The organism is Oleispirillum naphthae, from assembly GCA_027864655.1.
In the GTDB taxonomy this organism is placed as follows: domain Bacteria; phylum Pseudomonadota; class Alphaproteobacteria; order Rhodospirillales; family Rhodospirillaceae; genus Oleispirillum; species Oleispirillum naphthae.
In genome coordinates this window covers 199,269-222,413 of sequence record JAQAZG010000004.1, presented here as the reverse complement: position 1 = coordinate 222,413, position 23,145 = coordinate 199,269, and the positions used below count along the sequence as shown (strand labels likewise).

Annotated in this window: 18 protein-coding genes, 1 tRNA gene and 1 pseudogene; 13 read left to right on the top strand and 7 right to left on the bottom strand. The window is 67.9% G+C overall.

Annotation, left to right across the window (positions count from 1 at the left end; all coding sequences use genetic code 11):
- From O7R11_RS06820 to O7R11_RS06800, 5 genes and pseudogenes are all read right to left on the bottom strand, one after another.
- Window positions 1-297 (bottom strand): annotated as a pseudogene (locus O7R11_RS06820) (2-oxoglutarate decarboxylase); the annotation flags it as partial.
- 182 nt (window positions 298-479) lie between these two features.
- Window positions 480-1,145, bottom strand: coding sequence for a glutathione S-transferase family protein (locus tag O7R11_RS06815; RefSeq protein ID WP_337996750.1), 666 nt, complete (start codon window positions 1,143-1,145; stop codon window positions 480-482).
- A gap of 48 nt (window positions 1,146-1,193) precedes the next feature.
- The gene (locus tag O7R11_RS06810; protein ID WP_337996749.1) at window positions 1,194-2,006 is read right to left on the bottom strand and encodes a hypothetical protein; all 813 of its coding nucleotides are present in this window, start codon (window positions 2,004-2,006) and stop codon (window positions 1,194-1,196) included.
- A gap of 163 nt (window positions 2,007-2,169) precedes the next feature.
- On the bottom strand, window positions 2,170-6,750 hold the full coding sequence (gene gltB / locus O7R11_RS06805; RefSeq protein WP_420792974.1) for a glutamate synthase large subunit: 4,581 nt from the start codon (window positions 6,748-6,750) through the stop codon (window positions 2,170-2,172).
- Between the two features lie 13 nt (window positions 6,751-6,763).
- Window positions 6,764-8,212, bottom strand: a complete 1,449-nt coding sequence (locus O7R11_RS06800) for an NAD(P)-dependent oxidoreductase (RefSeq protein ID WP_337996748.1) — start codon at window positions 8,210-8,212, stop codon at window positions 6,764-6,766.
- 326 nt (window positions 8,213-8,538) lie between these two features.
- Between O7R11_RS06800 and O7R11_RS06795 the strand changes: the two genes are divergently transcribed.
- Window positions 8,539-9,366 (top strand): undecaprenyl-diphosphate phosphatase, encoded by an 828-nt coding sequence (locus tag O7R11_RS06795; protein ID WP_337996747.1) that lies wholly within the window; start codon window positions 8,539-8,541, stop codon window positions 9,364-9,366.
- A gap of 185 nt (window positions 9,367-9,551) precedes the next feature.
- On the opposite strand, the gene O7R11_RS06790 is transcribed toward O7R11_RS06795, so the two are convergent.
- Entirely contained in the window at window positions 9,552-10,535 is a 984-nt protein-coding gene (locus O7R11_RS06790) for a complex I NDUFA9 subunit family protein (protein ID WP_337996746.1), read from the bottom strand.
- Window positions 10,536-10,812: 277 nt separating this feature from the next.
- Between O7R11_RS06790 and O7R11_RS06785 the strand changes: the two genes are divergently transcribed.
- From O7R11_RS06785 to O7R11_RS06740, 10 genes are all read left to right on the top strand, one after another.
- Window positions 10,813-10,899 (top strand) — tRNA-Leu (locus O7R11_RS06785).
- A gap of 114 nt (window positions 10,900-11,013) precedes the next feature.
- Complete coding sequence (locus O7R11_RS06780) at window positions 11,014-11,622, top strand: ribonuclease D (protein WP_337996745.1); 609 nt, start codon at window positions 11,014-11,016, stop codon at window positions 11,620-11,622.
- A gap of 26 nt (window positions 11,623-11,648) precedes the next feature.
- Window positions 11,649-12,650: a KpsF/GutQ family sugar-phosphate isomerase gene (locus O7R11_RS06775; protein ID WP_337996744.1), complete on the top strand. Its 1,002-nt coding sequence runs from the start codon at window positions 11,649-11,651 to the stop codon at window positions 12,648-12,650.
- Window positions 12,647-13,378 (top strand): LPS export ABC transporter periplasmic protein LptC, encoded by a 732-nt coding sequence (gene lptC / locus O7R11_RS06770; RefSeq protein ID WP_337996743.1) that lies wholly within the window; start codon window positions 12,647-12,649, stop codon window positions 13,376-13,378. The genes O7R11_RS06775 and lptC overlap by 4 nt, the downstream gene beginning before the upstream one ends.
- Window positions 13,362-14,306: an LptA/OstA family protein gene (locus O7R11_RS06765; RefSeq protein WP_337996742.1), complete on the top strand. Its 945-nt coding sequence runs from the start codon at window positions 13,362-13,364 to the stop codon at window positions 14,304-14,306. The genes lptC and O7R11_RS06765 overlap by 17 nt, the downstream gene beginning before the upstream one ends.
- Before the next feature lie 161 nt (window positions 14,307-14,467).
- A complete protein-coding gene (lptB, locus tag O7R11_RS06760) occupies window positions 14,468-15,256 on the top strand; it encodes an LPS export ABC transporter ATP-binding protein (protein WP_337996741.1) in 789 nt (262 codons plus the stop codon).
- Between the two features lie 12 nt (window positions 15,257-15,268).
- On the top strand, window positions 15,269-16,765 hold the full coding sequence (gene rpoN / locus O7R11_RS06755; RefSeq protein ID WP_337996740.1) for an RNA polymerase factor sigma-54: 1,497 nt from the start codon (window positions 15,269-15,271) through the stop codon (window positions 16,763-16,765).
- A gap of 259 nt (window positions 16,766-17,024) precedes the next feature.
- Window positions 17,025-17,603: a ribosome hibernation-promoting factor, HPF/YfiA family gene (gene hpf / locus O7R11_RS06750; RefSeq protein ID WP_337996739.1), complete on the top strand. Its 579-nt coding sequence runs from the start codon at window positions 17,025-17,027 to the stop codon at window positions 17,601-17,603.
- Window positions 17,604-17,749: 146 nt separating this feature from the next.
- Window positions 17,750-18,214 carry a PTS IIA-like nitrogen regulatory protein PtsN gene (gene ptsN, locus O7R11_RS06745; RefSeq protein WP_337996738.1) on the top strand — a complete coding sequence of 155 codons (465 nt, stop codon included), beginning with the start codon at window positions 17,750-17,752 and terminating at the stop codon, window positions 18,212-18,214.
- A 73-nt stretch (window positions 18,215-18,287) separates the two neighbouring features.
- Window positions 18,288-18,698, top strand: coding sequence for an acyl-CoA thioesterase (locus O7R11_RS06740; protein WP_337996737.1), 411 nt, complete (start codon window positions 18,288-18,290; stop codon window positions 18,696-18,698).
- 242 nt (window positions 18,699-18,940) lie between these two features.
- Here O7R11_RS06740 and O7R11_RS06735 read toward each other — a convergent pair whose 3' ends face one another.
- Complete coding sequence (locus tag O7R11_RS06735; protein ID WP_337996736.1) at window positions 18,941-19,399, bottom strand: Hsp20 family protein; 459 nt, start codon at window positions 19,397-19,399, stop codon at window positions 18,941-18,943.
- A gap of 316 nt (window positions 19,400-19,715) precedes the next feature.
- On the opposite strand from O7R11_RS06735, the gene O7R11_RS06730 reads away from it, so the two are divergent.
- Window positions 19,716-21,362 (top strand): SulP family inorganic anion transporter, encoded by a 1,647-nt coding sequence (locus tag O7R11_RS06730; RefSeq protein ID WP_337996735.1) that lies wholly within the window; start codon window positions 19,716-19,718, stop codon window positions 21,360-21,362.
- Window positions 21,363-21,583: 221 nt separating this feature from the next.
- Window positions 21,584-23,110, top strand: a complete 1,527-nt coding sequence (locus O7R11_RS06725) for an inorganic phosphate transporter (RefSeq protein ID WP_337996734.1) — start codon at window positions 21,584-21,586, stop codon at window positions 23,108-23,110.
- Window positions 23,111-23,145: the final 35 nt, after the last annotated feature.

Genomic DNA, 23,145 nt, shown 5'->3' with positions numbered 1-23,145 from the left:
CACCACGCCGTCCTCGTAGTGGCGGTAGCCGAGCAGGTTCTGCCCGCGCAGCAGCATCTGCAAGGGCGTCTTCGGCAGCAGCTTCTTGAAGGCGCGCAGGCGCTCCCACGGATCCTCGTTGAGGAAGCGGATACAGGAGTCGAAGGTCGCGCCGCCCCAGCACTCCAGCGACCAGTAGCCCGCGTTGTCCAGATCCTCGCAAGCGGGGACCATGTCCTCCATGGCCATGCGCGTCGCCAACAGGCTCTGGTGCGCGTCCCGCAAGATCACGTCCGTGATTTCCACCACCCGTCCCATGTCGATCCTTTCCTGCAATGCCGTGCGCCGGGGCGCTGCGCGCCCTCCATCCGGTCGATTCAACGTGCGACTCCTCGCCCGGCTTTTCAACCGGGGGCGAGCGAACCGGAAACATATTACCCCTGAAGGCGGAAGGGCCAAACACGATTCTCCCACCCGACCGGGCGGGGCGCGCCGCAGGCTCAGAAATCCAGATCGGCGTAGTGGGCGGGCGGCAGGACGCCGGGCAGACGGTCGGCGAGCAGCGGGCGGAAGGCGGGGCGGGACTTGATGCGGGCGTACCAGTCCTTCGCCTCCGGGTGGCGGCCCCAGGGCACCTCGCCCGCGTAGTCGAGGATGGAGAGCTGCGCCGCCGCCGCGATGTCGGCCAGCGTCATGTTCTCCCCGGCAAGCCAGCGGCGGCGTTCCATCAGCCAGGCGACGTAGTCGAGGTGGACGTGGATGTTGAGCCGCCCGGCGGAGATGGCGCGGGAATTCGGCGGCCCGGCCAGGGCGATGCGCTTGCCGATCTTCTCGCCCGCCACCGGCTGGGTGACCTCCGCCTCGAATTTGGTGAGGAACCAGTGGAGCAGGCGGCGCACCTCCGCCCGCTGTCCCGAGTCGCGGCCGAGAAGCGGCGGCTCGGGGTGGAGTTCCTCGACGTATTCCAGCGCCGGTCCGGCGCCCGCGATCACCTTGGCCCCGTCCAGCAGCACCGGCACCTCGCCCGCCGGGTTGAGGCGCAGGAATTCGGGCGCGCGTTCCCACGGGCGCTCCGGCCGCAGCTCGAAGGAGAGCCCCTTCTCGGCCAGCTGCACCCGCAGCGTGCGCGACGCCGCGTTCAGAAGATGATGCACGCAAACGATCATGACACCGTCTCGACCCTGGGGCGCATCCAGCCCCTGGTGAAAGGTGTGTTAGAATAAACGCTTATCGTCAAGCAGCTTGACGTCCATCTTGACCCGCTCCACCGTCTTCAGGCGTTCCTCGCCGATGTTCTTGAGGAGTTCGGCCTTTCCCCCCGCGTCCATGCCCGAAGGATCGACGCGGCGGATCATCGCCATCATCAGGATCTTCAGCCGCCCCTCGTTGAACAGATACGAACTGGCCACGCTGCCGCGCATGTCGCCGCCGCCGGCGTTGTAGTTGAGCGCCTTGACGATCCACACCTTCTTCTTGTCGAAGTCCTCGCGGAAATAGACGATGAAGCGCGAGATCGCGCGCTGCTGCACGCGGCGCACCGCGGCATCGGCGAAGAAGACATCCCAGGTGAAGGCCTCGCCGTCGCGCGCCTGGATGACGCGGCGCACCTCGCGGCAGGTGAAGGCGGACTTCTCGAGGAACTCGGTGCCGAGAATCTGCCGCACCGCGTGGAAGAAGGCGGGCAGCACCTCGCGCGGAACGCGGTCCGCCGGGGTCTTCGCGCCCTTGGGCACGCTGCGGTCCACCAGATAGTCCTCGAAACTTTCGACGAGCAGGCGGTTGAACTCGTCGGAGCGCATGCGGTTCATCGCCATCGCCGCATTGACGCGGTCATAGGCGGAAAACAGCTGTGCGTAGAAGGCGTCGAGTTCCGGACTGCCGGCACGGAAATAGGCCGTGATCGCCTCCACCTCCTCGCGGGAGAGGGTGGTGTCGCCCGAGCGGCTGAACTTCTCCAACAAGGCGTTGGAAAACAACTGGAACAGCGCCTCGATGGTGGCGCGGTACGGCGGTTCCCTTGGCGGCATTCGGCCGGAACTTTCCCTGTTGGTCCGAAGTCTTTTTCTGATTTTGGGCGCAAGCTACCATTACCGCCACGCCAAGGAAACCCCTGTCCACCGCCGTTCGATGAAAAAACGCCGGACCCGCAGCGCGGGTCCGGCAGCAGGGCGTTCGCCGCGGACGGACGGTCTATTCCGCCGCCACCGCCACGGTCACCGGCACCGCGAGCTTGTCGAGCATCTCCTTCGGCACCACCTGCCAGAAGCGCTTCACGAAGAGGTCCCAGTTGAGCAGGATCTCCTGCGCGTGGCGCGAGGCGGTCTCCTGCACGTGCTCCTCGACCAGGGCCTTGAGCTTCTCCTCGTAGAAGGGCGCCTCGATGCGCTGGAAGATCACCGAGCCGGAATTGACCAGCTCCGCGAAGCGGTTGTCCGGGTCGTAGACGAAGGCCATGCCGCCGGTCATCCCCGCCCCGAAATTGTGGCCCACCGGGCCGAGGATCACCGCGGTGCCGCCGGTCATGTATTCGCAGCCGTTGGAGCCGCAGCCCTCCACCACCACCTCGGCGCCGGAGTTGCGCACGCAGAAGCGCTCGCCCGCCTGCCCCGCGGCGAACAGCTTGCCCGCCGTCGCGCCGTAGAGCACGGTGTTGCCGATGATGGTGTTGTTGTGGCTTTCGAGCTTGCTGGCGATCGGCGGGCGGATGGTGATGAGGCCGCCGGAGAGGCCCTTGCCCACGTAGTCGTTGGCGTCGCCCTGCACCTCGAGCTTCAGGCCCTGCACCGCGAAGGCGCCGAGCGACTGCCCGGCGGAGCCGCGCAACTGCACGGTGATGTGGCCGGGGCGCAGCCCGAACATGCCGTAGCGGGTGACGATGTGGTGCGACATCCGCGTGCCGATGGCGCGCTGCACGTTGCGCACGTCGTAGGAGAGCTGCATCTTCTCGCCGTCTTCCAGCGCCTGGCGGGCGTCGTGGATCATCTGCGCGTCCAGGGTGTCCGGCACCTCGTTGCGCTCGCCCTCGGCGAGGGTGCAGCGGCTCGGCCAGCCGCCGACGTCCGGCTGCACCAGGATCGGGTTGAGGTCGAGGTCGTCGAGGTGCGCCGCGCCGCGGCTGACCTGATGCAACAGGTCGGAGCGGCCGACGACTTCGCCCAGGCTCTTCACGCCGATCCTGGCGAGGATTTCCTTCACCTCCTCGGCGAGGAAGGTGAAGAGGTTGACGACGCGCTCCGGCGTGCCCTTGAACTTGGCGCGCAGGTCCTCGTCCTGGGTGCACACCCCGACCGGGCAGGTGTTGGAATGGCACTGCCGCACCATGATGCAGCCCATGGAGATCAAGGACAGGGTGCCGATGCCGAATTCCTCGGCGCCCAGCATCGCGGCGATGACGATGTCGCGGCCGGTCTTGATGCCGCCGTCGGTGCGCAGCGTCACGCGGTGGCGCAGGCGGTTCAGCGTCAGCATCTGATGCGCCTCGGCGAGGCCCAGCTCCCACGGCAGGCCGGCGAACTTGATCGAGGTCATCGGCGAAGCGCCGGTGCCGCCGGAGTTGGCGGAGATCGAGATGATGTCCGCCTTCGCCTTGGCCACGCCCGCGGCGATGGTGCCGATGCCCGAGCGCGCCACCAGCTTGACGCACACCCGCGCCTTGGGGTTGATCTGCTTCAAGTCGTAGATCAGCTGCGCCAGGTCCTCGATCGAGTAGATGTCGTGGTGCGGCGGCGGGCTGATCAGCATCACCCCGGGGGTGGAGTGGCGCAGCTTCGCCACCATCTCGGTGACCTTGAAGCCGGGCAGCTGGCCGCCCTCGCCGGGCTTCGCGCCTTGGGCGACCTTGATCTCGATTTCGCGGCACTGGTTGAGGTATTCCGCGGTGACGCCGAAGCGCCCGGAGGCCACCTGCTTGATCGCCGAGTTGGGGTTGTCGCCCTCCGGCGTCGGGTGGTAGCGCTCGCGCACCTCGCCGCCCTCGCCGGAGCACGACTTCGCGCCGATGCGGTTCATCGCGATGTTGAGCGCGCCGTGCGCCTCGGGCGACAGCGCGCCCAAGGACATCCCCGGGGTGAGGAAATGCTTGCGGATCTCGGTGACCGATTCCACCTCCTCCGACTGCACCTCCGGACCGGCGGACTTGATCTCCAAGAGGTCGCGCACGTTGATCGGCGGCATCGCGTAGACGCCCTGGGCGTATTCCTTGTAGAGCGCGTAGTTGCCGGTGGCGCAGGCCTTCTGCACCAGGTGGATGAGCTTGCCGTCCCAGGCATGCGCCTCGCCGCCGTTGCGGTAGCGGTAGAAGCCGCCCATCGGCAGCATCGGATGCTCCATGACGTAGGCGCGCTGGTGCTGCTCCACCAGCTTGTGCTGCAAGCCGGAAAGCCCGATGCCGGAAATGCGCGAGTTCATCCCGGGGAAGAACTCGGCGACCAGGGTGCGCGAAAGCCCCACCGCCTCGAAGTTGTAGCCGCCGCGGTAGGAGCTGATCATCCCCACGCCCATCTTCGACATGATCTTGAGGAGGCCCTGGTCGATCGCGGTCTTGTAGTTCTTCAGGCACTGCTCGAAGGCGAGGCCGGGGAAGAGGCCGCGGCGGTGGCGCTCGGCGATCGCCTCCTGGGAGAGATAGGCGTTGACCGTGGTCGCGCCGACGCCGATGAGCACCGCGAAGTAGTGGGTGTCCATGCACTTGCCGCAGCGCACGTTGAGCGAGGTGAAGGTGCGCAGCGAGTTGCGCACGAGGTGCGAATGCACCGCGCCGACGGCGAGAATCATCGGAATCGGCGCACGCTGCTCGCTCAGGCTGACGTCGGTGAGGATGAGGTGGACGCAACCGCCGCGCACCGCGTCCTCCGCCTCGCGCTGAATCCGCATGATCGCGGTGCGCAGCGCATTGGGGCCGCCGTCGGGGTTGAAGGTGGCGTCGATCTCGTACGCGGTGTCGCCCATGTAGGCGCGCATCGCGTCGAATTCCTTGTTGGTCAGCACCGGGCTGTCGAGTTGCAGCAGGTTGCACTGGCCCTCCTCTTCCGCGAGGATGTTGCCGAGGTTGCCGAGCCGGGTCTTGAGCGACATCACGCGGGTCTCGCGCAGGCTGTCGATCGGCGGGTTGGTCACCTGCGAGAAGTTCTGGCGGAAGAAGTGGTGCAGGCCGCGGTAGTTGTCGGAGAGCACCGCGAGCGGCACGTCGTCGCCCATCGAGCCGATCGCCTCCTTGCCGTCCTCGACCATCGGCTGGAGGATCAGCTCCATGTCTTCCATGGTCAGGCCGTAGACCAGCTGGCGGCGGCGCAGTTCGGTCTCCTCCAGCTCCGGGGTCTCCGGGGTGTCGGGCTTGATCAGGTCGTCGATCTGGGTGATCCGCTTCACCCATTCGGTGAACGGCTTCTTGGCGGAGAGCAGGTCCTTGATCTCGCGGTCGTGGTAGAAGCGCCCCTCGGCGAGGTCCACGGCGATCATCTGGCCGGGGCCGATGCGGCCCTTCTCGAGGATCGTCTCCTCCGGCACCCGCACCATGCCCGCCTCGGAGCCGACGAACAGCAGGCCGTCGGCGGTGACGGTGTAGCGCATCGGGCGCAGGCCGTTGCGGTCCATCCCCGCGATCGCCCAGCGGCCGTCGGTGGCGGCGATCGCCGCCGGGCCGTCCCACGGCGTCATCACGGTGTTGAAGTACCAGAACATCGCGCGGTGCGCCTCGGGCATGCCGCTGTTCTGGCCGATCGATTCCGGGATCATCATGCACTTGACCATCGGCGCGGTGCGCCCGGCGCGCACCAGAAGCTCGAACACGTTGTCGAGGCAGGCGGAGTCCGAACCGCCCGGCTGGATCACCGGCTTCAAGTCCGGAATCGCCGCGCCGAAGGCCTCCTCGGCCATGCGCGCCTCGTAGGACTTCATCCAGTTGATGTTGCCCGCGAGCGTGTTGATCTCGCCGTTGTGCGCCAGCATGCGGAAGGGCTGCGCCAGCCGCCAGGTGGGGAATGTGTTGGTGGAATAGCGCTGGTGGAAGATCGCGAAGCTCGAAACGAAGCGCTCGTCCAACAGGTCGGGGTAGAACGCGGTGAGCTGCTCGGCGAGGAACAGGCCCTTGTAGATCACCGAGCGGCACGACATCGAGCAGATATAGAAGTCGGGGATGTTGTTCTGCCGCACCTGGTTCTCGATGCGGCGGCGGATGATGTAGAGGTCGCGCTCGAACTCGTCCTCACCGGTGTGCTTGGTGTTGACGATCATGATCTGTTCGATCTCGGGGCGCGTCGCGTTCGCCTTTTCGCCGATCACCGAAACGTTCACCGGCACCTGACGCCAGCCGTAGAGGCCGTAGCCGAACTGCAGCACCTCGTTCTCGACGATGGCGCGGCAGGCCTCCTGCGCGTTGAGGTCGGTCTTCGGCAGGAAGATCATGCCGATGGCGAGGCGGCCCTTCTCCGGCTCGTGGCCGGTGCGGCGCACGTGGTCCTTGAAGAAGTCCTGCGGAATCTGCACGTGGATGCCCGCGCCGTCGCCGGTCTTGCCGTCGGCGTCCACCGCGCCGCGGTGGAACACCACCTTCAGCGCCTCGATCGCGGCCTCCACCACGCGGCGGCGCGGCTTGCCGTCCAGCGCCGCGACGAGGCCGACGCCGCAGGCGTCGTGCGCATCCATCGGGTCCGCCGCGCCCGCGGCGAGCATGCGGTTGCGGTTTTCGGCGAAACCGCGGACGAACTGTTCGCCGCTTTCCGGCTGCCCATCGTCCCAGGCCGAGGACCAGGCGTTCATCATCTTCTCCGTCATCGTCGGTTCCTCCTCAACCCGCGTTCGCCAGGGACGGCGCCGCCGCCGCCCGCCGCACATAGGCGTGCACGTGCTGCGCCACGTCGCGCCCGTCGCGCACCGCCCACACCACCAGGGAGGCGCCGCGCACGATGTCCCCCGCCGCGAACACCCCGGGCAGGCTGGTCATCAGCGCATCGTCCACCGCGAGCGTGCCGTTGCGCTTCACCTTGAGTTCCGGCGCGCCGAAGATCGTCGGCAGGTCCTCCGGCTCGAAGCCGAGCGCCTCGATCACCATCTCGGCGGGCAGGGTGTATTCCGAGCCCGGCACCGGAGTGGGGCTCTGGCGGCCCGAGGCGTCGGGCAGGCCGAGGTGCATCTTCACCGTGCGCACGCCGGAAACCCGGCCGGAGGCTCCCTCCACCGCTTCCGGAGCGGCCTGCCAGATGAACTCCGCGCCTTCCTCGATGGCGTTGTCCACCTCGCGCTGCGAGCCGGGCATGTTGGCGCGGTCGCGGCGGTAGAGGCACTTCACCGAGGTCGCGCCCTGGCGCAGCGCGGTGCGCAGGCAGTCCATGGCGGTGTCGCCGCCGCCGACCACCACCACCCGCTTGCCCGCGGCGTTGAGGCGGCCGCTGTCGAAGTCGGCCACGCTGTCGCCCATGTTGAGGCGGTTGGAGCAGGTGAGGAACTCCAGCGCCGGGATCACGCCGTCGAGCGTGTTGCCGGAAATCTCCAGCCCGCGCGCCGCATAGACGCCGGTGGCGATGACCACCGCGGCGTGCTTCCTGCGCATTTCGGCGAGGGTGACGTCGCGGCCGACGTCCACGTCGGTGTGGAAGATCACGCCGCTCTCCACGAACACCGCGACGCGGCGGGCGACCACGTCCTTTTCCAGCTTGAAGCCGGGAATGCCGTAGGTGAGCAGGCCGCCCGCACGGTCGTGGCGGTCGTACACCTCGACGCGGTAGCCGAGCATGCGCAACTGTTCCGCCGCGGCCAGGCCCGCCGGACCCGCGCCGATGACGCCCACCGATTCCAGGCGCTCGATGCGCGGGGAGAACGGCTTCACCCAGCCCGCCGCGAAGGCGGAGTCGGTGATGTGCTTCTCCATCGCGCCGATGGTCACGCCGCCGTGGGAGGACTGTTCGAGCACGCAGGAGCCCTCGCACAGGCGGTCCTGCGGGCAGATGCGGCCGCAGATCTCCGGCAGGGTGTTGGTCGCCGAGGCGACCGCGTAGGCCTCCTCCATGCGCCCGGTCGCCGCCAGCATCAGCCAGTCGGGAATGTTGTTGTGCAGCGGGCAGTGCAGGCTGCAGAAGGGAATGCCGCACTGTTCGCAGCGCGATGCCTGTTCGCCCGCGCGCGGCGTGGCGAAGCCGCCGTAGATCTCGGCGAAGTCCTCGGTGCGTTCGGCGGCCGGACGCTTGTCCGGGGTGCGGCGGTCCACTTTGGTGAACTGGAGCATCTTCTGCTGCGCCATGGTGTGTTCCTCTTCTTCTGCGCCTGCCTCGCGGCGCGCGAACGGCCCCGACCCCACCCCCGCCCGCGCGAAGGCAGTCGAGCGGATTCTTAGTGGATTTTCTCCCTGATTGCGAGTGAAAAAACGCATATAGGTCAGCTCTACTGACCTAAAGTAACAAAAATTCGCGAGAACGAGGCGTGTTCCGAGGATGCCCCCAAAATATAGTCATCATGTGTTTACTATTTACCCGTTTGGGGGCAGGCGACGCATCGTGATATGAAGAAGCCGGTCCGCGCCGGACGGAGGCGCGCCGGACAAGAAAAACACCCGAGGGAAACACCATCATGACCTGGCTGAACCTGATCGTTCTGGCGGTCGTCCAAGGGATTACCGAGTTCCTGCCGATCAGTTCCTCGGCGCACCTCATCCTCGTGCCCTGCCTCGCCGACTGGCCGGATCAGGGCCTCGACATGGACATCGCGCTCCACGTCGGAACCCTCGGCGCGGTGATGCTCTACTTCTGGCGCGACATCTGGCAGATGCTCGCCGGCCTTTGGGCCGCGCTGCGGATGCGCCGCTCGCCGGGGGCGAAACTCGCGCTCCACATCGTCGTCGGCACCATCCCGGTGGTCGCCGCCGGGCTGCTCGCCAAGGACATGGTGGAAACCATGGCGCGCTCCATCCTCGTCCTCGGCTGGACGACGCTCGGCTTCGGCATCCTGCTCCACATCGCCGACCGTATCGGGCTGACCGTCCGCCGCATCGAACACATGGGCCTGCCCGACGCCCTGGTCATCGGCATCGCCCAGGCGATCGCACTGATCCCCGGCACCAGCCGCAGCGGCATCACCATGACCGCCGCCCGCCTCCTCGGCTACGAACGCGGCGAAGCCGCCCGCTTCTCCATGCTGCTCTCCATCCCCACCATCGTCGCCGCGGGAACCCTGGCCGGGCTCGATATCTACCGCCTCGACCAGCCGGTGCTCACCACCGCCGCCCTCTACGCCGCGGGGTTCTCCTTCCTCACCGCGCTCGTCGCCATCGCGGTGCTGATGCACTGGCTGAAACGCGCCAGCTTCGCCCCCTTCGCCCTCTACCGCCTGATCCTCGGCGCAGCCCTGCTCGCCGCCGCCTACGGCTACATCCCCGGCTTCGACCGCTGCCTGGGGTGAAAAACCAGGTCAGGGCGCTGCCCTGGACCCGCAAGGGGTCGCAGCCCCCTTGACCCCTTAAGTGGTTTTTGCCGCGCAGCGGCCATCAACCGCCACGCCGCGTGACGGCGCTCTCGCGCTACGCGCAAAAACCATAAAGCCATGGGGAGCGCGAGGGGACCGAATCCCCTCGCAACGTTTTCACTCTACCGCTTGATGATCTGGCGGTGGTCTTTGCGGAAGCGGTTGAGGTAGGTAGGCAGGATGGTTTCCGCGGTGGTGGGTTCGATGCCGAGTTCGGCGAAGCCCGGGCAGCTTCCGGAAACCACGTTGTCGCGCATCATCATCAGCACCTGGTCGCGGGTGAGCAGGGGCTTGGGCATCAGGCGCATCAGCGCCGCCTGGCAGCGCGCCATGCCGAAGGTCATCGGCAGCAGCCGGCGCTCGCGGCGGATTTCGGCGAGCGTCATTTCCATGATTTGACGCATCGAGTAGACGTGCGGCCCGCCGAGTTCGTAGGTCTTGCCGCCGTGGGCGGCGCTTTTCAGCGCGGCGAGGATGGCGTCGGCGACATCGCCGACGTAGACCGGCTGGAACTTCGGCCCGCCGTCGCCGAAAAGGCCCTTGCCGCCGAAGCTCCAGGCGTTCTTGTCGATCACCGGCAGGAAGGGGGAGAAGGTCGCCATCCGGGCGAAGAGGTTGAAGAAGTTGTCCTCCGGGCCGAAGACGACGCTCGGACGGACGATCGTCGCCTCGGGAAAGGCGGCGAACACCGCGGCCTCGCCTTCCGCCTTGGTGCGGGCATAGGCGGATTCCGCATCGGCGGTCGCGCCCATGGCGGAGATATGGACGAAGCGCGAGGCTCCGGCGGCCTTGGCCGCGGCGGCGATTTCGCCCGGCGCCTTGGCGTGGAGGTTTTCGAAGGTATGGCGTCCGCGCGGATGGAAGATGCCCACCAGGTTGACCACCCAGTCCGCACCCTCGGCGGCGCGGCGGATTTCCTCCGGGTCGGCGATGTCGGTTTCCAGCGTGGTGATCTGCCCGACGTCGCCCATGGTCTTGAGGAAATGGGCGTCCTCGCGGTAGCGGATGGCGATGCGGATCACCGCGCCGGTGGCTGCGAGACGTTGCACCAGGTGGCGCCCGATGAAGCCCGATCCGCCGAATACCGTCACCAATCGCCGTGTCATTCCGGTCGTCTCCCTGGATGTCTTTCGGCCCGCGCGTTCCGGCCTCTCGCCTTTATAGGAAGCGGCCAGGCATCTGTCCATATGGGCAGGTCGCGGCAAATGTCATTTCCCTAACCAACGGCCGGGCTTTCTTATGCCTTTCGGCATGGGCCGCGCAAACGAAAAAAGGGAGTTGACTTTGCCCCGCCAAGCCCGCATAAACCCTCCCTCACTGACCGGCTGCTCCGGTCGGGCGGCGGTCTTGACCGCAGTGCCCGGATGGCCTTGGCGGATCAGTGCCCAGGTGGCGGAATTGGTAGACGCGCAGGTTTCAGGTACCTGTGGTAGAAATACCGTGGAAGTTCGAGTCTTCTCCTGGGCACCACCGCTCGCGACGGCATCGCGCTCCCCGATGATTTTTACCCTTTGATCCCGGCGCGCCCGGTCGTATGACTTGAGACGCCCGCGCGTGGGGGGGCAGGCTTTCAAGAGGGCGGCAATGGCGATTTTCCTGCATCACGGCGACCTTCCCGAGGGTGTGCGGTTTTCCGGCTCGATCGCCGTGGACACCGAGACCATGGGCCTCAACCTGCACCGCGACCGCCTCTGCCTAGTGCAGCTTTCCGCGGGCGACGGCGACGCCCACCTGGTGAAGATTTCTCCCGGCGTGGACCCGGTGCGCCTGAAGGCGGTGCTGGCCGACCCGGCGATTCTCAAGATCTTCCATTTCGCGCGCTTCGACGTCGCGATGATCGCGCGCCACCTCGGGGTGAGCTGCGCGCCGGTGTTCTGCACCAAGATCGCCTCCAAGCTCTGCCGCACCAACACCGACCGCCACGGGTTGAAGGACATCTGCCGCGACCTCCTGGGCGTCGAGCTTTCCAAGGAGCAGCAGACCTCCGACTGGGGCGCGCCCGACCCGACGGAAGAGCAGCAGAAATACGCCGCCAACGACGTGCTCTATCTGCACCCGTTGAAGGACAAGCTCTCCGCCCTGCTGGAACGCGAGGGCCGCCGCGCGCTGGCCGACGCCTGCTTCGGCTTCCTCTCCGCCCGCGCCGCGCTGGACCTCAGCGGCTGGGCCGACGAGGACATCTTCGCCCACTGAAATAAAGCCTCATGGATACGCTGCCGATGCCCTGCCCCGCCCCCGATCCCGCCCGCGTCGCCTCCGACCTCACCGCGGCGCGCCACGTCCTGGAAGCGGAGGCGAAGGCGCTTGCCGAAATGAGCGCCGCGCTGGGCGCGGAGTTCACCCGCGCGCTCGACCTGCTGGAGAACCGCCTGCTCGCCTCCGAGCACGGCCGGGTGATCGTCTCCGGCATGGGCAAGAGCGGCCACATCGGCCGCAAGATTTCCGCGACGCTCGCCTCCACCGGCACGCCGTCGTTCTTCGTCCACCCGGCGGAGGCGAGCCACGGCGACCTCGGCATGATCACCCGCGACGACGCGCTGATCCTGCTCTCGAAGTCGGGCGAGACGCCGGAGCTTGCCGACATCATCGCCTATTCGCGGCGCTTCTCCATCCCGCTGATCGCGATCACCGAGGGCCGCGGCAGCGCGCTCGGCTCCGCCGCCGACGTGGTGCTGGCGCTGCCGGTCAACGGCGAGGCCTGCCCGCTCGGGCTCGCGCCCACCACCTCGACCACCGCGACGCTGGCCATGGGCGACGCCATCGCCGTGGCGCTGTTGGAGCGGCGCGGCTTCTCCGCCAGCGACTTCAAGACCTTCCACCCCGGCGGCAAGCTCGGCCAGCGCCTGCTGCGGGTGCGCGAGCTGATGCACCCGCTGCCCGAGGCGCCGCTGATCCCGCCGGAAACCCGCATGGCCGACGCGCTGATCGTGATGTCGGCCAAGAGCTTCGGCTGCGTCGGCATCGTCGATGCGGCGGGGGTGCTCGCCGGCATCATCACCGACGGCGACCTGCGCCGCCACATGTCCCCCGACCTGCTGGAGGCGAAGGCGGGCGCGGTGATGACCGCCAGCCCCAAGACCGTCTCGCCGGACGCGCTGGCCGCCGAGGCGCTGGGGATCATGAACGACCTCAAGATCACCAGCCTGTTCGCGGTGACGCCGGAGGGCAACCCGGTCGGGCTCATCCACATGCACGATTGCCTGCGCGCCGGGGTGTCATGACGAGACGCCAGGCCGCGAGGAAGCCCGCCGCCGCGCCGGCGCCGCCCGGGGCGGGCGCGCCGCCCGACCTGCGCTTCCTCTCCGCCGGCGCCGCAGCGAACCGCAGCCTGCCGAACGGCGCCTCGTTCTACAGCCGCTTCGTGCGGGTGATGAAGCTGGCGCTGCCCGCCGTCGCCGCGCTGCTTCTGGGGGCGATTCTGCTGTGGCCGCAGTTCCAGGCGGAGCGCAACCGCTTCCACGTTGCGCTGTCGGGCCTCGATCCGCGCCACCCCGACCGCCTGCGCGTCGTCAACGCCCGCTTCCAGGGCACCGACTCCGATTCCCAGCCCTACACCGTGACCTCCGAATCCGCCCACGAGGTGGCCCCCGGCAGCCGCGTCATCGCGCTCGAGGCCCCCACCGCCGACCTCGCGCTCAAGGACGGCACCTGGGTGATCGCCCGCGCCCCCGAGGGCAAGTTCGACCGCGACCGCGACCTCCTCGACCTCTCCGGCGGGGTGTCGGTGTTCCACGACAGCGGCTATGCCTTCTCCTCGCCGACGGCGCGCATCCTGCTGCATGAGGGCGCGGCCGAGGGCGACGACCCCGCCACCGCATTCGGCCCCGCCGCCGACATCAAGAGCGACACCGGCTTCCGCATCACCGACCGCGGCCGCCGCATCCTGTTCAAGGGAAAGTCCCGCCTGATCCTCCGACCGGGAGTGAAGAACGATGCCCCAATCCAGTGATCCGCGCCGCGCCCTGCTGCTGGCGGGCCTGATCCTCTGCCTTGCGCCGGTCGCGGCGCAGGCCCAGACCCTCGGCATGGGAGCGCCGGACGACCCCGCCCCGGTGGAGGTTCTGGCCGACAACGGCATCGAATGGATGCGCGACGGCAAGCGCTTCGTCGCCCGCGGCAACGCCTCGGCGGCGCGCAACGACACCACGGTCTATGCCGACACGCTGACCGCCCACTACCGCGAGAACGCGGCGGGCAAGTCGGAGCTGTGGCGTCTCGACGCCGACGGCCATGTGCGCATCGTCTCCCCCACCGAAACCGCCACCGGCGACACCGCGGTCTACGACATCGGCGCCGCGGTTCTGGTGCTGCGGGGCAAGCCCAACGCCAAGCTGGTCACCCCCGACACCACGGTCACCGCCACCGAGCAACTGGAATACTGGGATGCCAAGCGCTTCGCCGTGGCGCGCGGCAACGCGGTGGTGGTGCGCGCCGACCGCACCCTCAAAGCCGACACCGTGATCGCCTACTTCGCGGCGAAGACCGCGGCGAAATCCGGCAAGAAGGCGAAATCCGGCAACTCCGGCGCGCCGGGCCAGGGCAGCGACATCGACATCGTGGACGCCCACGGCCATGTGGTGATTACGACAAAAACCGAGACGGTGACCGGCGACAAGGGCCGCTACAACGTCAAGACCGGCATCGCCACGCTTTTGAACAACGTCGGCCTGACGCGCGGCACCGACACGCTGAACGGCGCCTACGCGGTGGTCAACATGAACACCGGGGTGAGCACGCTCTACTCTCAACTGCCTGGAGCGAAAGCCGAAAAACCGTCGCCGGTGCGCGGCCGCTTCATCCCCAAGAAGGCGGAGCCGCTGCCCGAGGAGGACAAGGGCGGCGCAGAGGGCAAGAAGTCCGCTCCGGTCAAGCCCTAACTTCCCGCGCCGACAAGCAAAAATCCGGCCAAAACCGAGAAAAGCGTTGCGCCGCCGCCGTGGTATCGGATAATCCGAACGGTAAGCGCCGATCTTCTCTCCCGTCTCCGACGGCAACAGGCGCACCGGATTTTTTGGCGTATGCGAGGGAAAGCGAACACATGACCAAGGCCAAGCCGCAGCCGACCGCTCCCGCCGGAGCCCCCTCCCCGGCGCCGATCCTGCCGTTGCGCGGCCTGGAAATCCAGGGCCTCGGCAAGAGCTTCAAGCGCCGCCCGGTGCTGCGCAACGTCTCGCTTTCGGTGCGCCGCGGCGAGGCGGTGGGTCTTCTCGGCCCCAACGGCGCGGGCAAGACCACCTGCTTCTACTGCGTCACCGGCCTCATCGCCCCCGACGCCGGGTCCATCTCCCTCGACGGCATGGTGATCACCGGCCTGCCGATGTACCGCCGCGCGCGCCTGGGCATCGGCTACCTGCCGCAGGAGGCCTCGATCTTCCGCGGCCTCTCGGTGGAGGACAACATCAAGGCGGTGCTCGAAGTGGTGGAGCCCGACGCCGACGTCCGCGAGGCGCAGCTCGAAGCGCTGCTCGCCGAGTTCTCGGTCACCCACCTGCGCCGCGCCGCCGCGCTGTCGCTGTCGGGCGGCGAGCGCCGCCGCGTCGAGATCGCCCGCGCGCTCGCCTCGCGCCCCAGCTTCATTCTCCTCGACGAGCCGCTGGCGGGCATCGACCCGATCGCGGTGGGCGAGATCCGCACCCTCGTCGCCCACCTCAAGGACCGCAACATCGGCGTCCTGATCACCGACCACAACGTCCGCGAGACGCTGGACATCATCGACCGCGCCTACATCCTCTACGACGGCGCGGTGATGATGGAAGGCGCGCCCGCCGAGATCGTCGCGCACGAGGGCGTCCGCCGCGTCTATCTGGGCGATCACTTCAGCCTGTAGGAGGAAACAGGCATGGCGATCACCCCGAAACTCGAGCTCCGGCAGTCGCAGTCGCTGGTGATGACGCCGCAGTTGCAGCAGGCGATCAAGCTGCTGCAGATGTCCAACATCGAACTCTCCGCCTTCGTCGAAACCGAGCTCGAACGCAACCCCCTGCTCGAACACGAGGACGACCGCGCCGCCGAGGCGGAGCCGCAGGCCGAAGCCGTGGAGGCCCCGGCGGAAGCCGCGCTGCTCGATGCCGTGGCGGGCGCGGCGGAAACCCCCTTGGACATCGAGGTGGACAACACCTTCACCAACGACGCGGCGGAGGACGCCTTCGCCGCGGGCATGGCGGGCTTCGGCGGCACCGACAATCTCGGCCGCTACGGCAACGGCGCCTACGAAGGCGACGGCAACATCCTGGAACAGACCGTGGGCGAATCCCTCAGCCTGCGCCAGCACCTCACCGCGCAGCTCGGGCTCTCCTGCGCGAAGCCGCACGAACGGATGATCGGCGCCTACCTGATCGACCTGCTCGACGACGCGGGCTACCTCACCGGCAGCCTCGCCGCGGCGGCGGCGGCGCTCGGCTGCGCCGAGGCGGAGATCGAGGCGGTGCTCGACATCGTCCAGGGCTTCGACCCGGTGGGCGTGTTCGCCCGCTCGCTCAAGGAATGCCTGGCGCTGCAACTCGCCGACCGCGACCGCCTCGACCCCGCGATGGCGGCGCTTCTCGACAACCTCGACCTCCTCGCCAAGCGCGACCTCGTACGGCTGAAGAAGGTCTGCGGCGTGGACGACGAGGACCTCGCCGAAATGATCGCGGAGATCCGCGCGCTCGACCCCAAGCCCGCGGCGAGCTTCGAGCCGGTGCGCGAACAGCCGGTGGAACCCGACATCCTGATGCGCCAGAGCGCCGACGGCGGCTGGGTGATCGAACTCAACACCGACACCCTGCCGCGCGTCCTGGTGTCCAACCGCTACTATGCGGAGGTCAGCACCAAGGCCGACCGCGCCACCCGCTCCTTCCTCAACGAGCAGTTCCAGTCCGCCAACTGGCTGGTCAAGTCGCTGCATCAGCGCGCCACCACCATCCTCAAGGTGGCCAGCGAGATCGTGCGCCAGCAGTCGGGCTTCTTCACCCACGGCGTCTCCGCGCTCAAGCCGTTGATCCTGCGCGACATCGCCGAGGCGATCGGCATGCACGAAAGCACCATCAGCCGCGTCACCACCAACAAATACCTCGCCTCGCCGCGCGGCATCTTCGAGCTCAAGTATTTCTTCACCCAGGCGCTCGCCGCCACCGGCGGCGGCGAGGCCCACTCGGCGGAGGCGGTGCGCCACCAGATCAAGACCCTGATCGACGCGGAAAACGCCGAGGACGTGCTCTCCGACGACCGCATCGCCGCCATCCTGAAGAGGGACGGCATCGACATCGCGCGGCGCACCGTGGCGAAATACCGCGAGTCGATGAAGATCGCGCCGTCGTCGCAACGCCGCCGCGAACTCAAGATCAAACTCCCCTGAATCTTTCGCCTTCCCCCGCGAAAAACCCCGCGCTCATGCCCATATCCTGATGTATGGGGTTCAACAACATGCGCGAGGCAGAACGGATGACTTGACGAAACGGAGAGAGAACTCTAGCTTCCCGCCTCCGCCCGCGGCCCCGCCGCAGCGGGGCAACACGGCAAAGGGTTCGATCCGAAAGGAAAATCGTGATCAGATGCGGCGCGCCGCCGCGTTTTCCGGATGCGCCGGAGCGCCCGAGTCAGGTAGGACGAACGCCATGGAAATCACCGTCAAAGGGAAACAGATCGACCTCGGGGACACCTTTCGCACCCATGCGGAAGCGACCTTGACCCAGTTGGTCGAGAAGTACTTCGACCGCGCCATCGACGCCGCCGTCATCATCTCGAAAGACGCGCACCTGGTGAAAGCCGACATCTCGGTCCATCCGATTCGCGGCATCACCCTGCAGTCGGCTGCCGGCGCGGCCGATTCCTACGCCGCCTTCGACGCCGCCAGCGAAAAAATTTCCAAGCAGCTGCGCCGCTACAAACGCCGCCTGACCGACCACGGCAAGCCGCGCCCCGAGGACAGCATCCTCGCGCAGCAGTTCATCATCCGCCCCGAACCCAGCGATGCCGAGCTTCCCGCCGAGGAGGCCGGGCCGGTGATCGTCGCCGAGATGAGCCAGGACATTCCGCTCTGCACCGTCTCCGGCGCGGTAATGCGACTTGACCTTTCCGACACAAACGCCATTCTGTTTCGGAACAGTTCCCATGGCCGCTTGAACATGGTCTACCGTCGGCAGGATGGAAACATCGGCTGGGTGGACCCCGAAGCAACCAACAGCAGAGGCTGAACCTCCATACGCCGCATGCACCGGACGACATGATCGCCCAGGACCGGAGCCGTGCCCAAGCGCGGCTCTCGGTCCGTGCAAGGAAGATCGCGGCGGGCGTTCCCGGATCGGGGGACCGGGACCGCGGCAATGGATTGAGGATAACGATGACCCTGGCTGACCTGATCGCACCGAACGCCGTGATTCCCGCCCTGCGGGCGAACAGCAAGAAACAGGCGCTGCAGCTGCTCGCCCAGAAGGCCGCCGACGTGACCGGCCTTGCGGAAGGCGATATCCTGGAGGGCCTGCTGGACCGCGAGCGCCTGGGCTCCACCGGGGTCGGCAACGGCATCGCGATTCCGCACGCCAAGCTCACCGGCATCGACCGCCTCTACGGCATCTTCGCGCGCCTCGACCAGCCGGTGGACTTCGACTCCATCGACGACCAGCCGGTGGACCTGATCTGCCTGCTGATCGCCCCCGAAGGCGCGGGCGCCGACCACCTGAAGGCGCTTGCCCGCGTCTCCCGCCTCTTGCGCGACAAAAGCATCTGCGAAAAGCTGCGCGGCGCCACCGAGGCCGACGCGCTCTACGCGCTGCTGCTCGACTCCGAGCGTTCCCGCGCCGCCTGAGACAACTGCGGAAAAACCGGACTGACGGACCGCCCAAAGGGGCCTATGGTCTAGCCCAACGAGGAGGCAGGCCATGTTCGCGCAAGCCACCCAATATTTCGTCTATCACGTCGATGTCGCCGACGCCGACATCGACGCCATGGGACATGTCAACAACGCCGTCTATCTCTCCTGGGTGCAGACCGCCGTGCTGCGCCACTGGCGCCGTTTCGCGCCCAAGGAGGCGATCTCCACACGGCTGTGGGTGGCACTCGCCCACGACATCCGCTACCGCCGCCCCGCGCTCGCCCACGACCGCGTGGCGGTGCGCCTGCTCCTGGAAAAACTCGATGGCGCCAAGGCGTTCTACCGCACCACCATCGAACGCGGCGGGGAAACCCTGGCGGAGGTCAAAAGCTGCTGGTGCTGCCTCGACGCCGCCACCCGCAGGCCCGTCCGGCTCGCCCGCGACATCGTCGCCCGCTTCCTGCCGCCGGAGTCGTAGAGGGAAAAACCAGGCCGGGCTCCGCCCGGACCCGCAAGGGGACTCGGTCCCCTTGACCCCCTAATCTGTTTTTCACCGCACAGGGGCGATCAACCGTCACGCCGCGTGACGGCTCTATGGCGTTGCGCGCAAAAACCAAAAGTCATGGGGAGCGCGAGGGGATTGGAGCCGACCGCCGGAGGCGGTGGGAACGCCCGGTGGGCGTTCCCAAGGCGGAAATGTCCCCTCGCAAGGTTTTGGCGTTACTCGCCCTTGCCGTCGATGGTCATGCGCGAGGGTTTGGGCGCGGATTTGCCGATCTTAATTTCGCGCACCTGGGTTTCCGGCGGCGGGCGCATCAGGTCGATGTGCAAGAGGCCCTTGTCGAGCGCCGCGCCGGTGACTTCGATGCCTTCCGCCAGCACGAAGCTGCGCTGGAACTGCCGCGCCGCGATGCCGCGGTGGAGGTAGACGCGTTCCGTATCGTCGGCGGCGATGCGGCCCGCGACGGTGAGCTGGTTGGCTTCCAGCGTCACGCTCAAATCGGATTCGGAGAATCCGGCGACGGCGAGCGTGATGCGCAGGCCGTTTTCCGAGATCTGCTCGATGTTGTAGGGCGGGTAGCCTTCGGCCGAGGTCTTGGAGATTCGGTCGAGCATGCGCTCGAAATGGTCGAAGCCGAGAAGCAGGGGGCTGTTGAAGGTGCCGGACATGCGGGTCATCGGTCTGGTGTCTCCCTCGCTCCGGCACGGCCGCCTGCGCGGCCGCCCCAAGGGCGCGGCCGCCGGCGGAGGAGCCGGACGGTTGCGGACCCGCGTTTGCGGCATCCGATTGCGGAAATGTCGCGTCCGCTTTTCGCCGCGTCAAGCCGCAGCGGTAGAAAGTCGCCGTTTTTTCCGCGCCAACTTATCACGTTTGTGATATGTAGCGCTTCCGGCTGGCCGCAGAGTCCTTGCGGTGGCGAGCAAGATGGCCCGGCGGTCCCGCCCTGCCTGCCCGCGCACCGGCCCGTTCGATAGCGATGAAAGAGGTCTTTTCATGGATTCCGCAAGGGGTTCCGTGCTCGGAGCCATCACCGGCGTGCGCTTCGACAACGTGCGCGGCGACATCTACGGCGGCCTGACCGCCGCGGTGGTCGCCCTGCCGCTGGCGCTCGCCTTCGGCGTCGCCTCCGGCGTCGGCGCCATCGCCGGTCTCTACGGCGCGATTTTCGTCGGCCTGTTCGCCGCCCTGTTCGGCGGCACGCCGTCGCAGGTTTCCGGCCCGACCGGGCCGATGACCGTGGTCATGGCCTCGATCTTCACCCACTTCGCGGACAATCCGGCGCTCGCCTTCACCACGGTGATCCTCGGCGGCGCGCTGCAGGTGGCTTTCGGCGTGTTGAAGCTCGGGCGGTTCGTCGCCTTCGTGCCGTTCACCGTGATCTCCGGCTTCATGAGCGGCATCGGCTGCATCATCATCGCCATCGAGGTGGCGCCCTTGTTCGGCCACCCGGCCTCGAAGCACGGTGTGCTCGACGCGCTGGCCTCGATTCCGCAGGCGGTGGGGCACCCGGTGTTCGACGCGATGGTGATCGGCCTGGTGACCCTCGCCGTCGTCACCTTCACCCCCAAGGCGGTGGCCCGCCTCGTTCCCTCGCCGTTGATCGCGCTGATCCTCGGCACCCTCGGGGTTCTGTGGTTTCTGCCCGATGCCCCGGTGATCGGCGATATCCCCACCGGCCTGCCGCAGCCGATCATGCCGACGTTCACCGTCGCCGGCATGTCGCAGGTGGTGATGTCCGCCTTCATCCTGGCATTGCTCGGCACCATCGACAGCCTGCTCACCTCGCTGATCGCCGACACCGTCACCGGCACCCACCACAAATCCGACAAGGAGCTGATCGGCCAGGGCATCGGCAACATGGTGGCGGGTCTGTTCGGCGGCATTCCCGGCGCGGGCGCGACGATGCGCACCATGGTCAACATCCGCGCGGGCGGGCGCACGCCGCTTTCCGGCGTCATCCACGCCCTGGTGCTGCTCGCCCTGGTCGCCGGTCTCGCGCCGCTTGCCGAGCACATTCCGCTCGCGGTGCTGGCGGGCATTCTGCTGAAGGTCGGCTGGGACATCATCGACTGGGACTACCTGCGCCGCCTGCGCGGCGCCAGCCGTTCCGGCATTCTGGTGATGGTCACGGTGCTGGTGCTCACCGTGCTGGTGGACCTGATCATGGCGGTGGGCGTGGGCATCATCATGGCCTCGCTGATCTCCGCCTCGCAGATGTCCAACGCGCAGTTGAAGCAGCTCAGGATCGTCGGCAAGGACTGGGAAAGCGTGCCGATGGACGATGCCGAGCGGGCGCTGCTCGCCGCCGCCAAGGGGCGGATCATGCTGATCCACTTCGCGGGCGCGTTCAGCTTCTGCTCCGCCAAGACGGTGACGCGCGCGGTGCCGGAGTTCAAGGACGAGCAGGCGATCGTCATCGACTGCTCCGACGTCACCGGGCTGGACACCAGTTCGGTGATGTCGATCGACGCGCTGGTGCAGCGCGCCGCTTCGCAGAGCATTCCGGTAGTGGTCGCGGGCGAGGGCAGCCCGGCCGTCTCCCTGCTCGAACGGATGAAGGTTCTGGAGGCGGTGCCCGCCGAAAACCGCCAGGCCGACCGTCTCGCGGCGCTGAAGCGCGCCGCCGCCCTGGTTTCATAAACCTCGATTCGCCGCGGGCCGCCCCTTCCGGGGCGCTGCCCGCGGTTTTCCTTCCCCCGCCAAGCCGTTGAGAACGCTGTCCGCAGCATGCGCATGCATGCCCTGCCCACGCCGCGGGTGACAGCGCGCGGCAAAGCCAGTATGACACTTCCGCGACAGTTAGATGACAGACGGGGCCGCGCGGCCGAAGCGGAGCGGCGCGTGCCCTGAAGCGGGGATTGGTGTCCGACAGCGCCCTCTACAAAGACCTCAAGCGCATCTCGCAGATCGAGGATGCGACGCATCGCCTCGGCGCCTTCAAGACCGCGGTCGGTCTCGGCGGGCTGTTCCTCATCGGCGTTCTGCTGTTCACCCTGACCCTCTCGGGCGAGGGCGACCGCTACTGGTTCGTCGTGCTCGCCGGGGTGATCGGCGGCTACATGGCGCTCAATATCGGCGCCAACGACGTCGCCAACAACGTCGGCCCGGCGGTCGGCTCGCGCGCGCTGCCGATGGTCGGCGCGCTCGTCATCGCCGCGGTGTGCGAGGCGGCGGGCGCCATTCTCGCCGGAGGCGACGTGGTCTCCACCATCTCCAAGGGCATCGTCGATCCCGGCCGCGTGCCCGACGCCGACACCTTCATCCTGGCGATGATGTCCTCGCTGCTCGCCGCCGCGCTGTGGATCAACCTCGCCACCTTCATCGGCGCGCCGGTTTCCACCACCCATGCGGTGGTCGGCGGGGTGATGGGCGCCGGGCTGATCGCCGCGGGGCCGGACGCCGTGGCCTGGGGCACGATGCAGGCGATCGTCGCGAGCTGGGTGATCTCGCCGCTGCTCGGCGGGCTGGTCGCCGGACTGTTCCTCACCTTCATCCGCGCCGCGATCATCCGCCAGCCGGACCGCATGGCCGCCTCGCGACGGTGGATTCCGCCGCTCATCGGCATGCTCGCCGCCAGCTTCACCGCCTACCTGATCTTCAAGGGGCTTTCCCACGTGTGGCGTCCGCCGCTCGCGGTGATCCTCGTCCTCGGCGCGGCAGCGGGGGTGGCCACCCACATGGCGATGCGCCCCGTCGTCGCCCGCGCCTCCGCACGGCTGGAGAACCGGCGCAAGGCGGTGAGCTCCCTGTTCACCCTGCCCCTGATCTTCTCCGCCGCGCTCCTCTCCTTCGCCCACGGCGCCAACGACGTGGCCAACGCGGTGGGGCCGCTCGCCGCCATCGTGCACGCGGCGCAGGACGGCGACATCGCGGCCAAGGTCACCCTGCCGTTGTGGGTTCTGGTGGTCGGCGCGCTCGGCATCGCCTTCGGGCTCTGCCTGTTCGGGCCGAAGCTGATCCGCACCGTCGGCGAGAAGATCACCAAGCTGGACCAGACCCGCGCCTTCTGCGTCGCGCTGTCGGCGGCGGTGACGGTTCTCGTCGCCTCCGCCTTCGGCCTGCCGGTGAGTTCCACCCACATCGCGGTGGGCGGGGTGTTCGGCGTCGGCTTCCTGCGCGAATACTGGAGCAACGCCAAGCTGCGGGCGAGGCCCGACGCCGAGGCCGCGCCCTTGCCCGCGATCGCGCCGCCGGGCGTTGCGGCGGACGGCACCGCGGTGCCCGCGCCGCCCACCCACCACAAGCGCCGCAAGGCGCAGAAGCGCCGCCTGGTGCGCCGCCGCCACCTGCAGACCATCGTCGCCGCGTGGCTGATCACCGTACCCTTGTCGGCGGTGCTGGCCGCCGGTATCTTTCTCGGTCTGAGGACCCTGATCGCCGCCTCCTGATGCCGCGCGGGGCCGAACCCGCGCCGGGAGACGCC